Raw genomic sequence first — 13,315 nt, forward strand, 5'->3', positions numbered from 1 at the left:
CCGGCCACCCCAATGGCGAGATCCGAATGCAAAATCTGAATCTGGCGCTCTTCCTTGCTGAGGCGGTGCTTTATTTCACCCTGATGACGGCGCTCCTGCATTTTCGCCACCGCATCGGTCTCGGGGTATTCCTGACAGCGCTCGGCGTCATGCATTTCGTCGAAACCTATTTGGCCGCCGTCTTCTACGTGCCCCTGCCGTTTGGCGTCGTCTCGCCCGGATCATCGGTGTTCTTTGCCGGCAAGCTGATGATGATCCTGATGCTCTACATCAAGGAAGACGCGTCAACCGTTCGCCAGCCGATCTATGGGCTGTTTCTCGGCAACCTGGTAACTGTCGCGGTCGCTCAACTGCTGCTGCTGCACCAGACCGCCGACCTCGGAAATGCCCAGCAAGTCGATCTGAGCTTCCTCAACCAGATGGGCATGCTGATGGTGTGGGGAACGGCGCTGCTCTACGTCGATTCGCTCGGCATCATCCTTCTATACGAGCGCCTGGGCCGGATCATGCCGCGCTTCATGGTGCTGCGCTTTGCGATCAGCGGCGTGCTTGTCCTGTCCTTCGACCAACTCGGCTTTTATGCCCTGCTGCACTATCTCTATGATGCGCCGCTATCGGTCTTCTGGGGCGGCTGGCAGGCCAAGATGCTGGCGGCGGTCATCTACTCGCTGCTGTTTGCGCTCTATCAGCGGATCTTCAAGGATCACGGTGCCGTACTGTCTAGGCGGCCGATCCGCGACATCTTCTCCGACCTGACATTCCGGGAGCGGTATGAGGACCTGCTGTCGCGCACGGGGCGCGATACGCTGACGGGTGTCTATGATCGGAGCCGGCTGGAGATCGAGGCACCGCGCCTGATCCGCGAGGGGTTGCGGTCGGACCGCCAGGCGAGCCTGGTGATCGTGGACGTGGACCACTTCAAGGCGGTGAATGACCGATTCGGCCACCAGCATGGAGACGAGGTGCTGAAAGACGTCGCAAAGGCCATGCAGGAGACTCTGCGGGAAAACGACCACGTGTTCCGATATGGAGGCGAGGAATTCGTCGTGCTGCTTCCAGAGACCCCGCATCCCGATGCGCTGCTGATCGCGGGACGTCTGCGGCTGGCGATCAGCGATGGCGTGAAGAACCTGGCGGGAGAGGCAATGACCATTAGTCTTGGCGTGGCGACGGCACCGGGCGACGGGGTTAGCTTCAACGCGTTGCTCGCTGTGGCGGATGAGCGCCTTTACAAGGCCAAGCGCGGTGGTCGTAACCGGGTGGTAGGCGAGGGCGATTGAACCGCCCCCGCGGTCTCAGGCCGATCACCGGGGGACCCAAAGTCGACCCCGGCATCGTCTTTCGGCGTTAGGCTGCGCGGGCCAGTTCGATGACCTTGGCAGAAGCGGCGGCAATCGACTTCTCTGCGGCTTCAGGACCGAAGGCCAGGCCTTCCACATAGATCACTTCCACGTCCTTCATGCCCATGAAGCCGAGCACGGTCTTCAGATAGGGAACGGCGTGGTCCATGGCCGCTGCCGGGCCTTCCGAGTAAACGCCACCCGAAGACATGACGATATAGACCTTCTTGCCGGTCACGAGGCCCTTCGGACCTTCGGCGGTGTAGGTGAAGGTCTGGCCGGCGCGGGCGACGTTGTCGATCCACGACTTCAGTGTGGAATAGACGCCGAAGTTGATCAGGCCGGTCGCAATGACAAGCGCATCGGCGGCGAGCAGTTCGCGTACCAGCGTATCGGAATAGTCGGCGGCTGCGGCTTCTTCGGCGGTGCGGGCATCGGCCGGCTTGCGGATGGCCGAGGTCGCAACGGTATCGAGATGCGGGATCGGATTGGCGCCGAGATCGCGATGGACGACGGACGCGCCGTTGTTCTTGGCTGAGAGGCTGTTGGCCAGGTCAATGGCGACCTTGCTGGAGAGGGATTCTGCGCCGCGCGGGCTGGAGGTAACGAGGAGGATGGAGGACATGGGAGGACCTTTCTTGCATCTGGAATAGAGTGAAACGGCTTCGTTTCTGAAGTCCTAGATAGGTCCGCTTTCCCATCGAGAAAACTGTGATAATATGGATCGATATCATCGAATTTCTGGATGGATGGACATGCTGCCGAATCCGACACTTGACCAGTTGCAGGTTTTCCTCACCGTTGCCGATGCTGGCAGCTTTTCTGCTGCTGCCCGCATCATGAACCGCGCCCAGTCTGTGATCAGCTACACGATCGGCAATCTCGAGGAGCAATTGCAGGTATCATTGTTCGACCGCAGCGGTTCTCGCCAGCCGGTCCTGACGGACGCAGGCAAGGCGATCCTGACGGATGCACGTCGCATTGTCGGTGACCTGCAGGTGCTGCGGGCGCGCGCGGCGGGCATGCAACAGGGCCTTGAGGCGGAGGTTTCCGTCGCCATCAGCGTCATGGTCCCGACCATGGCCATGGTGGCGGTGCTGAAGGAGTTTCGCGAGATGTTTCCGAGTGTCTCGCTGCGACTGGATGTCGGCGAGCTCGGCAAGGTCATGGAACTGGTGATGCTCGGCCGCTCATCTCTGGGAATCGGCGGCGCTCTGGTGCGCCAGGACGATTCACTCATCATCGAGCGCATCGGGCACAATTTCATGCTGCCGGTGGCCGCCGCCGATCACCCACTGGCCCAGATCGGTCGTCCGCTGACCCTGGCCGATGTGCGTGAAGAGGTGCAGCTTGTGGTGACGGATGCCACCGAACTGACGGCCGGCCGCGACTTCAATGTCCTGTCTTACCACACCTGGAGGGTGAGCGACATTCCGACCAAGCACCACCTCATTCGCGGTGGCCTGGGCTGGGGTGGCCTGCCCGCCTCAACCGTGGATGAGGATCTGGTCTCCGGGCGGCTTGTGAAACTGGATCTCGAGGCCTACGAGAACAGTTCGTATTCGCTCTATGCGATCCGCCGCCGCGCCAATCCCCCGGGTCCGGCCGGCAACTGGCTGGTCGACGCCTTCCGTGCCCGCCTGTCCAATTGCCCCTCAGACTATCCGCAGGAGGGGTTTCAGGAACTGCTCAAGAAGAAGGCGGTAACCGACTCATTCGATTCCCTTTTTACCGACCAGCAACCGCGCGCAATCGCCGGGGTGAACCAGCCAGATCCTGCTGATTTCCGACCTTGAACTGGTTGACCAGCGCGTAGAGATTCTGAGCCTCCTGCGCTAGGCTCTGCGATGCGGCATTGGCCTCTTCGACGGTTGCCGCATTCTTCTGGGTGCCCTGGTCCAGGGCGTTGATGGCTTGGTTGATCTCGCCGATGCCGAGCGCCTGCTCCCGTGCCGAGGTTGCAATCGCATCGACATTGGTGTCGACGGACTGGACCTGCTGAACGATGTCGTTCAACGCGACGCCCGTCTTGTTGACCAGCGAGACACCGAGCCGGACGGCATCATTGGCGGTCGAGATCAGGCCCTTGATTTCCTTTGCAGCGTTTGCCGAACGCTGCGCGAGTTCGCGCACTTCCTGTGCCACGACCGCAAAACCCTTGCCGGCGTCGCCTGCGCGCGCCGCCTCGACCCCGGCATTCAGCGCCAAAAGGTTGGTCTGGAACGCGATCTCGTCGATCACGCCGATAATGTTGGAAATCTCGCCTGAGGACTTCGCGATCTTCTCCATGGCTGCGGTGGCTTCTTCGACAATGCTGCCGGAATTCTCCGCACTTGCTCGCGTCGTCGCGACCAACTGCCCCGCCTCTTCCGCGCGCCGGCTTGAATCTTTCACCGTCGTCGTCATCTCCTCAAGTGCCGACGCCGTTTCCTCTACCGAGGCTGCCTGCTTCTCCGCATTTTTGGCGATGTCGCTAGAGACATCGTTGATGACATTGGCATTGGCCGACAGCGCTTCGGCCGATGCGCGGATGGCCAGGATCGCGCTCTCCAGCGCCCGTGCCGCGAGGTTGAAATCCTGGCGGGTTTGCTCGAGGGCGACGTCGAGCGGTGAGTCGATGGCGACCGTCAGATCACCTTTCGCCAGCAGGGCGATGGCCTTGCCGATCGTTTCGACCGCCACCATCCGTGGCGTGATATCGGTCGCGACCTTGATGACCTTGTAGACCTGGCCGCGCGTATTGAAAACTGGCGTATAGGCCGCCTGGATCCAGACCAGCTTGCCGCCCTTGCCGATCCGGACGAAATTGTCCGCGATATATTCGCCGGATCGCAGGCGCTCCCAGAATTTCACGTAATCGGCCGAATCCGCATAGGCCTTTTCGCAAAACATGCGGTGATATTGACCGATGACCTCGGAGTTTGAATATCCCATGGCGGTCAGAAAGTTCTCGTTAACGTGGGATATCTTCCCGTCTGGCTCGAACTCGATGATCGCCTGGGACTTGTCGATGGCGCGCAGCCTGTTCTCGTCGTTGAGCGCCGAGATCTTGATGGGCGTGATATTGACTGCGATCTTCATCACAGCAACCACCTTCCCGTTTCGCTTGATCGGGTTGTAGGTGGCGCCCAGCCAGATGTCGTTTCCGGCTTTCGTCTGACGGCGGAAGTGGCCGTTATGCACTTCGCCATTCGCCAGGCTATCCCAGAACTTCTTGTAGTCTGGCGAATTGCGGATGGCATCTTCGCAGAAGATGCGATGATGCTTGCCCACGATCTCGTTCAACTCATAGCCCATGGCCTTGCAGAAGTTGTCGTTGGCCTTCATCACGGTGCCATCCGGCTTGAACCAGACCAGGGCTTGGCAACTTGAGATCGCCGCCATGTTTTCGCGGCATCCGGCACTTGACAACAATCCACTGAGCATTAGGGCGTTCCTCTTGACAATAGTTAAGAGGTATCTGCTCAGGGTAAATAATCGCTAAAACAGGCGTTCCAAATACGCCATTTTGGCGAACTTATTGTATTTGCAACCAAGTGTCAGCGTGGCTGGAAAACGGCTCCTCTATAATTTCAGCCTGAATCGCGCGAAACCCTCCGCACCATCGCCAGCGTCTTCGATCGTGGCGCCCTTGACATCGGCGAGCAGTTGCCGCGCCCTGGGGCCGGTTTCGAAGAGCGCTGTGGTGCCGCTCATCGGCGCGAAAGACCAGTTGCCGTCCGCCGACGGATTGATCGTGCCCTGCTCGACGATGTAGCGCACGATGACATCCCGGTTCGTATCGGGTGCGACAAGGATCACCTTGTCGGCCGCGATCTCCGGGAACTTTCCGCCGCCGCCGGCGCGGTAGTTATTGGTCGCGACGACGAATTTCTGTGCGGGATCAATGGGTTTACCGTTGAATTGCAGGTTGACGATGCGATTGGATTCCGGATGCACGACAACGCCATCCTTGTCATAACGGGCCGGCTGCGACAGGTCGATCTGGTAGGTCACGCCGTCGATAACATCGTAGTTATAGGATGGGAAATCCGGGTTCAGCAGCGGCGCGTCCTGAGCACCGGGCGTCACCTGCAGGAACATGCCGGCGGAGCGCTCCAACCAGTTCTTGACCTGCTCGCCCGTGATCAGCACGGCCTGCACGGTGTTGGGATAGAGATAGAGGTCCGCGACGTTCTTGATGGCGATATCACCGGCCGGAACATCCGTATAGTAATCAGAGCCGCCGCGTCCGCCGGCCTTGAACGGCGCTGCGGCTGACAGGACGGGCAGGTCCTTGTATTCGCCTTCCTTCAGCAGGTCCTTGACATACCAGGTCTGTGCGATCGAGACGATCTGCACCGAGGGATCGTCGGCGACGAGGGCGAAATAGGAATAGAGCGGCGTCGACGTCTTGCCCACGGGGGTGCGGACATAGTCGAGCGTCGCCTGGTGCTCCTCCGCCACCGAGGCGACCACTTCGGGCTTGTCTTTGACGTCGGCGACGATCTTGCGATTGTCATCCCGGTGATAGATCGGGCGCGCCTCGCAGGTGAAGTCAACGATCTTCCAGCTATTGCCGTCCTTCTCGATCAGGAGGTCGATCAGGCCGAGATGCGAGCCCCAGAAACCGGCCATGACGGCGGGCTTGCCGAGCAGCGTGCCCTTGACCGGATCGGCGCCGGGGACGTCGTCCCAGGTCTTCGGTCCGGGGAAGACCAGATGCTGGTGGCCGGTGAAGACCGCGTCGATTCCATCCACGCCGGCAAGATAGAGCGAGGCATTTTCCATGCGCTCCGTCTCGCCATGGCCATCGATGCCGGAATGGGAGAGCGCGATGATGATGTCAGCGCCGGCCTCCTTCATGACCGGCACCCAGGCCCGGGCTGCTTGGACGATGTCGCGGGTCTGCGCCTTGCCTTCAAGGTTCTTGGCGTCCCAGACCATGATCTGCGGCGGAACGAAGCCGATGAAACCGACCTTGATGGGGCTTTCGGCGCCGGACCCGTCCTTGATCTTCTTTTCAACGATGACATAGGGCTTGAAGAACAGGTCGTCGCGTCGCGGATCCTCTGCCAACTGACCCTTGGTGAGGTTGGCGCAGACGATGGGGAAGCTTGCACCGCCCAGCGTGTTGAACATGAAATCCAGGCCGTAGTTGAACTCGTGGTTGCCCAGCGTGCCGCAATCATAACCGAGCACGTTCATGGCCTTGACCATCGGATGCAGGTCGCCTGCCTTCATGCCCTTCTTGTAGGCCATGTAGTCGCCCATGGGATTGCCCTGCAGCATGTCGCCATTGTCAACCAGCATCGAATTGGTGGCTTCCGCCCTGATGCCATCGATGATCGAGGCGGTGCGGGCAAGGCCCATTGTGTCGTTCGGCTTGTCCGCATAATAGTCGTAGGGCATCACGTTGACGTGGATGTCGGTCGTCTCCATGAGCCGCAGATGCGCCTGGTTAGCCTGGGCGCGCGCCGAGAACGGGTGCAGCATGATCAGCGCCGTCGTGGCGGCGAAACCGCCGAGCAGGGATCGGCGTGTAATGGGGTGCAGATCGATGAGAGACGTCATGAAATCCTCCTTCGCGAAACGGCCGCCGCCCGGCAATCTAATGCCGTTCACCAAGGAGTGCATCGAAAAAATGACAGCCATATGATGATGGCTGTCGCAGGGACTACTTTGGGGTGCGTCCGTCAGCGTCTGCCGAAGGGCCTGACATCCTTGTGAAAATGCCGGAAATACGAGACCACCTGCGCATGGCTGTTGGAATTCTGGCGGATATGAATGCCAAGCCGGCCGCTGCGGCACCAGCGCACGACGCCCTCGATCAGGCCCATGTCGTCATTCTCGACCGTGATCTTGCTGCCCGCCGCGGCATGCAGGCGCCCGAACAATTCAAGCGCAATGCCGGTGCGTGAGACATTCATGACCCGCGCATCGGCCTGCTGGTCGAAATACTTGACCTTGGAATCGATTCGGCAATGGCTGCGGCTGGAACCGCGGCTTTCCATCTTGAACCTGGGCTGCATGGGTCCTCCCATCTGACGTTGCAAATCAGATGCGAACACTATCGGCAAAAGCTTGTTTCCCGTTGAATCCGATCGTTCAACTTGTTTCATTTCGCTCTCCCGCCAGGGGAAGAGAGCAGAGGCGGCTAAAGCCCGACATTCGGCCGGTCGATGATTTCCCGCAGCGCGAAGCTGGAATTGATCTTCACCACATGCGGCAGTGCCGAGAGCCAGTCCCGATGGATCCGCTCGTAATCCTCCAGGTCCTTTGCCGCAACCCTCAAGATATAGTCGTATTCCCCTGACATCAGGTAGCAGACCAGCACGTTGGGACAGCGCTTCACCGCGGCCTCGAACTCGGTCAGCGTCTTCGCGAACTGGCCTGATAGCGAGATGTGGACGATCACCATCATCTTGTAGTCCAGCGCCTTGTGCGACAGGCGGGCGTGATAGCCGCTGATGGTGCCCGATCGCTCCAGGATGTCGAGGCGTCGCGAGCAGGCCGATGCGGAGAGGCCGACACGCTCGGCCAGCACAGCATTTGAGATTCGGCCCTCCTGCTGCAAGGTGCGCATGATCGCAAGATCAATGGCGTCTGGCTGGTGGATTGGTGATTCCTTCGAAAATTTGTTCATGGACGCAATAATGTTCGAAAAGCGAAGGATCTGCAAACCCAATTCGCAAGGACATTCACCGGATTTTCTGGTTCCATTTGAGCCTTCAAGGAAACGGCCAAAAAGCCATAAAATGAGAGGAACGCTGTATGCGTGTCGGTTGCCCGAAGGAAATCAAAAATCATGAATACCGGGTGGGCCTGACGCCCGCCGCCGTGCGCGAATATGTCGCCCATGGCCATGATGTCCTGGTTGAGACCGGGGCTGGCGCCGGCATCGGCGCCGACGACAATGCCTATCGCACCGCCGGTGCGAAGATCGCCGCCACGGCCAAGGACGTTTTCGAAAAGTCCGACATGATCGTCAAGGTCAAGGAGCCGCAGCCCTCCGAATGGGCGCAACTGCGCGACGGCCAGATCCTCTATACCTATCTTCATCTCGCGCCCGATCCGGAACAGACCAAGGGCCTTCTCGCGTCAGGCGTCACCGCCGTGGCTTACGAGACGGTGACCGATGAGCGCGGCGGCCTGCCGCTGCTGGCGCCGATGTCCGAAGTCGCCGGACGCCTGGCCATCCAGGCCGGCGCGACCGCGCTGCAGAAGGCCAATGGCGGCCGCGGCATCCTGCTCGGCGGCGTGCCCGGCGTGCTGCCGGCCAAGGTTGCCGTCATCGGCGGCGGCGTCGTCGGTCTGCATGCGGCCAAGATGGCGGCAGGCCTGGGCGCCGAGGTCACGATCATCGATCGCTCGCTGCCGCGCCTGCGCCAACTGGACGATATCTTCGCCGGTCGCGTGCGCACGCTGTATTCGACCATTGATGCGTTGGAACAGGAAGTCTTTGCCGCCGATCTCGTCATTGGTGCGGTGCTGATCCCCGGTGCTGCGGCACCCAAGCTCGTCACCCGCGAAATGCTGTCGGGCATGAAGAAGGGCGCTGTCATCGTAGACGTCGCCATCGATCAGGGCGGCTGCTTCGAGACGTCCCATGCCACGACGCATTCCGAGCCGACCTATGAGGTCGACGGCATCGTGCATTATTGCGTCGCCAACATGCCGGGCGCCGTGCCGATCACCTCGGCTCACGCGCTGAACAATGCCACCCTCGTGCATGGCCTGGCGCTTGCCGATCGCGGCCTGCGCGCCATTGCCGAAGACCGTCACCTGCGCAACGGCCTGAACATCCACAAGGGCCGCGTCACCAACAAGCCGGTGGCTGAAGCCCTGGGCTACGAGGTTTCCGCTCCGGAAGCCGTGCTGAACGTCGCCTGAGACCGACACGATCATGGGAGATCCCGGCCATAAGCCGGGATCCCCGCAAGGGGCGCCACCCTACCGCTTGGACGCCCTTGCCTGTCATGAGCATGGTGGCATCGTGCAACCTCAAGCTAAGTTGAGGTCAAGCGGTTTTTTTCTCGTCAGGATATCGCGTCGATCCGCAGCTGATAGCAGTTGTTCCGGGCCGATCGCACATGGACATAGGCGACATCCTCCCGCTCAAGAAGGGTCGCAGCGCGGGCCGCGATATCTTCCGTCGCGGTTACCGCCCCGGTGCCGTAGACGATCCGGTCGTCCGCTCCATATCCGCGCACAATGTAATCGGGGCTCGACAGGATTTCCGGAAGCGCCGCTCCTCCCGCATGTTGTTCGCAAGGCTCTGCATGAAGGAAGATCGGCCCGGTCTCAGCATAAGGCTGAAGGGCGGGGAAGGGACGGTAGGCCAGAATGAGATAGGGAGCGCCCGCGTCGATCATCCCAAGGCAATGCCGACAGGGCATGCCGCCGCCGGGCGAGATCTGCTGTTCCGGCGGCATGCCATAGGCATCGGCCGCACCGTTGCGATAGGCGGCTGCGATATCGGATGGCATGGCGATGAAGGTGATGGCGGGGCTTGAAGTCATTGACGTTCTCCTGGTTTCACCCAGTTTTGATCAGCAATCCGGCGCAAGCCACCCGATTCCTGCAGCCCGATCCGTGCTAGATAGAGGCGCGTGTATCGCAGCCTATTTCCATTATTTTTAGCGTTGCCGGGCTAAGCTTGCGATCACGTCACGGGGTACGGGCAGGTGCACCCTCCCGTGAGTTTGGGGACACAGGGACTTCGGGGAACCATATGTCGAATAGGCGACTGCTTTTTGCCGTCTTGATGGCGGCGACGTTCTTTACCGCGTCGGGCCAAGCCCAGCACTTCGATAAGGGCGGGCCGCGCCAGGGCTCTGTCTTCATGCCGGGCTCGCCGGGAGGCGGTCCGGGGTCCGACACGGAGGAGCAGGAAAAGGAGCAGACCAAGGAGGCGCCCGGAGACGATTCCAGCAATGTCTCGGCTGAAAACATGCCCAGCGAACTCAACGACGAGCAAAAGGAAGAGGTGGTCCAGTTCGTGATCGGCAACTCCACCTTCATCATGTTCCACGAGGCCGGCCATATGCTGATCTCGGAACTGGGTCTTCCGGTCCTGGGGCGGGAGGAAGATGCGGTCGATACCCTCTCGGCCATCCTGCTTTTGGAAGGCCGTGACGAGACGCTGGACCAGGCGATCACAGATTCGGCTGATGGCTGGTTCCTGTCAGGCGAACAGATGGCCGAGGACGATGAATATGCCTTCTGGGACAGCCACGGCATCGATGACCAGCGCGCCTACCAAATCGTCTGCATGATGGTGGGCCATGACGCCGAAGGCTTCAAGGAATTCGCCGATTCGATCGAATATCCTCAGGATCGGCGGGAGGAATGCGTCTCCGAATACGAGCAGGCCCGCAACAGTTGGTATACGCTCCTGAAGCCGCATCTCAATCCCGAAGGCAAGAAGTCCAAGATCGAGGTTGTTTACGAGAAACCGTCAACCGCGGATCAGAAGCCGGCAGCTGATCTGATCAAGGAATCCAAGCTGTTGGAACACGCCGCCGAGATGTTCGGTGATCTTTATCAGCTAAAGCCGGGCATCAAGTTTGTCGGCAAATCCTGCGGCGAACCCAATGCCTATTGGTATCCCGGCGAACGGCAGGTGACCTTCTGTTATGAACTGGCGCAATACTACATCGCGCTCGACACCCAGTGGCACATCAACAATCCCGATGGGTGAGCTGTGAAACCGGTCGCCATCTTATCGATCGGCGGCCGTGCTTCTGCGCTCGTCTCTGGTGATGCGTTTGTTCCTAAACTGGGGAACAGTTGCGGGAGGCACTCAGCGCCCGCCGTTTGAAAGGATCGTCAGCATCTCGCTGTCCGTGAGCGGCTCGACCATGGCGTTCCATGTCTCTACCGGCGAGAAGCCGAAACGCTGGTACAGCTGAAGCGCCCGCGGATGGTCGAGGCTGTTGGTCATGACGGAGACGCGCTTGGGATTGGAGTGCCAGACGGCATAGAGCGCCTGCAGCAGGAACCACTTGCCGAGCCCCAGGCCCAGCGCATGCTCCATCAGGCCGAAATAGGAAAGCTCGGTAAAATCAGGGCTCTCGACCGAATATTCGAAGAAGCCCGCCGGTGCGCCGTTGACGTAGAGTACACAGATGCAGACCTTGGGGTCGTGGATTACCTTGCGCAGTTCCTCGTCGCTCATCCTCAGCCGCTTGGTCCAGTGCCAGCGGGCACCAACCTCACGCTGCAGGTAGCGATAGAAAGGCAAGGGGATTTCGACGGCCCGCATGATCGCCGTCTGGATATTGACCGGTACCGGCAGGCTGATCTTCGGCGGTGCCGTCATTTCAAGGCGGGTGACATGGGCCGTCAGCGGCCCATGGGGGCCTACCGCAACCGGCTCGGCAGGGCCGGTAACAACAGGCGTTTCAGCCTTGCCGCCCCATTCGGACCAGGAGCCGTCATAAAGGGCGTTGTCGGTATGCCCCAGGGATTCCAGCGCGAGCGTGATGACAGCCGCCGTGACGCCTGAGCCACAGCTCGTCACAACCGGTTTCTTCAGATCGATGCCGGCATCGGCCAGGATTGCCCGCAATGACGCAAGATCCTTGAGCTTTCCGTTTTCCGATAGGGAAACGGCGGGCACGCTGCGGGCGCCCGGCATGTGGCCGGAGCGCATGCCGGCCCGGGGCTCCGCCTGCTCACCGGTGAAACGCGGGCCGGGCCGGGCATCGGCCACCTGGCGCGTCCCGTCATCGACGATCTGCCGCATCGCATCGAACGAGACGACGCGCTTGGCATTGAAATTGATATGGAAAACGGCCGGTGCGGGTTCCGGCAGGTCGGTCTGCAGCGGCCGTCCCTCGGCCTTCCAGCCATCGAGCCCGCCATCCAGCACATAGACGCGCTCGGCGCCCATCACCCGCAGCATCCACCACACACGGGGGGCGGAAAACATGCCGGGGCCATCATAGACGACAATGGTGTCGGTCGCGGCGATGCCGAGCTTGCCGATCTCCTGCGCGAAGAACTCCGGCGAGGGCAGGGTGTGCGGCAGGCCGCTATCGACATCGGCGATCGCGTCCTGATCGAAGAAGACCGCGCCGGGGATGTGACCGGCGGCATATTCGGCCGCACCATTCCTGTTTTGCGCGGGCAGATACCAGGAGGCATCGACAATGCGGAACTCCGGCGCGCCAAGCTGTTTTTCAACCCAGTCTGCGGATACGACGAAACGGCTTTTTTCCGCGGTCATGATGCACTCCCTTGCCTATTGTCAGGCAAGGTCGCCGGCTGCTCCGAAGCGAATGCGGAACCGGCGGTTCTCCTTGCCCTTTTTCTCGATCTTGGCGATATGAATCGCGCCGACCTCCTGGGTTTCGGAAACATGTGTGCCGCCGCAGGGCTGGCTGTCAACGGATGAATTTTCGCCGATGCAGACCAGGCTGACCCTTCCCAGACCTACAGGCGGCCGGACATTCTTGGATTTGACGATGCCGGGATTGGCAATCAGTTCTTCATCCGTGATCCATTGCACATAGACCGGATGGTTTTCCGCGACGAGCCGCATCAGGTCCGCGGTCACCTGATCCTTGTCGATCGTCTCCGACATGTCGAAGTCGACCCGGCTTTCCTCTTCGCCGACGGCAGCACCGGTGATCGGATAGGGGCAGACGACGGAGAGAAGATGGCAGGCGGTGTGCATGCGCATCAGCCGGTAGCGGCGGTCCCAGTCCACATGCTGTACAAGGGTCTCGCCGACTTGCGGTCGCGCCTCGCCCTCGGCCGGAACATGCAGGATGATATCCTTGCTATCCCCGTGTCGCGTCTGGGCGAGCGCTATTTTTTGCCCGTCTTGGCGCTCCAGAAATCCCGTATCGCCGGGCTGCCCGCCAGAGGTGGCATAGAAACACGTACGGTCGAATTCGATCGCACCGTCCTCATGCACCGCCGTTACCACCGCCTCCAGGGTCGAAAGATAGAAATCGTCACGGTAGAGGGCGGTGGTGGGCATGCGT

11 protein-coding genes and 1 pseudogene are annotated in these 13,315 nt (G+C 60.7%); 4 read left to right on the forward strand and 8 right to left on the reverse strand.

The window, feature by feature from the left end; translation table 11 throughout:
• Window positions 1-26 precede the first annotated feature (26 nt).
• Window positions 27-1,280: a GGDEF domain-containing protein gene (locus B9A97_RS06280; RefSeq protein WP_084364191.1), complete on the forward strand. Its 1,254-nt coding sequence runs from the start codon at window positions 27-29 to the stop codon at window positions 1,278-1,280.
• Between the two features lie 67 nt (window positions 1,281-1,347).
• Here the strand turns inward: B9A97_RS06280 and B9A97_RS06285 are convergent, their stop codons facing one another.
• Window positions 1,348-1,965, reverse strand: coding sequence for an FMN-dependent NADH-azoreductase (locus B9A97_RS06285; RefSeq protein WP_084364192.1), 618 nt, complete (start codon window positions 1,963-1,965; stop codon window positions 1,348-1,350).
• Window positions 1,966-2,095: 130 nt separating this feature from the next.
• Here B9A97_RS06285 and B9A97_RS06290 point away from each other — a divergent pair.
• Window positions 2,096-2,998, forward strand: a pseudogene (locus tag B9A97_RS06290) (LysR family transcriptional regulator); the annotation flags it as partial.
• Between the two features lie 70 nt (window positions 2,999-3,068).
• Here the strand turns inward: B9A97_RS06290 and B9A97_RS30335 are convergent.
• From B9A97_RS30335 to B9A97_RS06310, 4 genes are all read right to left on the reverse strand, one after another.
• Entirely contained in the window at window positions 3,069-4,724 is a 1,656-nt protein-coding gene (locus B9A97_RS30335; RefSeq protein WP_280164074.1) for a methyl-accepting chemotaxis protein, read from the reverse strand.
• Window positions 4,725-4,904: 180 nt separating this feature from the next.
• Complete coding sequence (locus tag B9A97_RS06300; protein WP_084364445.1) at window positions 4,905-6,893, reverse strand: bifunctional 2',3'-cyclic-nucleotide 2'-phosphodiesterase/3'-nucleotidase; 1,989 nt, start codon at window positions 6,891-6,893, stop codon at window positions 4,905-4,907.
• 122 nt (window positions 6,894-7,015) lie between these two features.
• Window positions 7,016-7,351, reverse strand: a complete 336-nt coding sequence (locus B9A97_RS06305) for a PilZ domain-containing protein (protein WP_084364195.1) — start codon at window positions 7,349-7,351, stop codon at window positions 7,016-7,018.
• Between the two features lie 125 nt (window positions 7,352-7,476).
• Window positions 7,477-7,938, reverse strand: a complete 462-nt coding sequence (locus tag B9A97_RS06310) for an Lrp/AsnC family transcriptional regulator (RefSeq protein WP_143530364.1) — start codon at window positions 7,936-7,938, stop codon at window positions 7,477-7,479.
• A 155-nt stretch (window positions 7,939-8,093) separates the two neighbouring features.
• Between B9A97_RS06310 and ald the strand changes: the two genes are divergently transcribed.
• The gene (gene ald / locus B9A97_RS06315) at window positions 8,094-9,212 is read left to right on the forward strand and encodes an alanine dehydrogenase (RefSeq protein ID WP_084364196.1); all 1,119 of its coding nucleotides are present in this window, start codon (window positions 8,094-8,096) and stop codon (window positions 9,210-9,212) included.
• A gap of 146 nt (window positions 9,213-9,358) precedes the next feature.
• Here ald and B9A97_RS06320 read toward each other — a convergent pair whose 3' ends face one another.
• Window positions 9,359-9,841: a DUF1203 domain-containing protein gene (locus B9A97_RS06320; protein ID WP_084364197.1), complete on the reverse strand. Its 483-nt coding sequence runs from the start codon at window positions 9,839-9,841 to the stop codon at window positions 9,359-9,361.
• A 212-nt stretch (window positions 9,842-10,053) separates the two neighbouring features.
• Between B9A97_RS06320 and B9A97_RS06325 the strand changes: the two genes are divergently transcribed.
• Window positions 10,054-11,022, forward strand: a complete 969-nt coding sequence (locus B9A97_RS06325; RefSeq protein WP_084364198.1) for a DUF4344 domain-containing metallopeptidase — start codon at window positions 10,054-10,056, stop codon at window positions 11,020-11,022.
• Between the two features lie 102 nt (window positions 11,023-11,124).
• On the opposite strand, the gene sseA is transcribed toward B9A97_RS06325, so the two are convergent.
• Both sseA and B9A97_RS06335 read right to left on the reverse strand, forming a co-directional pair.
• Window positions 11,125-12,552, reverse strand: a complete 1,428-nt coding sequence (gene sseA / locus B9A97_RS06330; RefSeq protein WP_084364199.1) for a 3-mercaptopyruvate sulfurtransferase — start codon at window positions 12,550-12,552, stop codon at window positions 11,125-11,127.
• 21 nt (window positions 12,553-12,573) lie between these two features.
• Entirely contained in the window at window positions 12,574-13,311 is a 738-nt protein-coding gene (locus B9A97_RS06335; RefSeq protein WP_084364200.1) for an alanyl-tRNA editing protein, read from the reverse strand.
• Window positions 13,312-13,315 lie beyond the last annotated feature (4 nt).

Source organism: Rhizobium sp. RU36D (assembly GCF_900176345.1).
Classification (GTDB): Bacteria; Pseudomonadota; Alphaproteobacteria; order Rhizobiales; family Rhizobiaceae; genus Allorhizobium.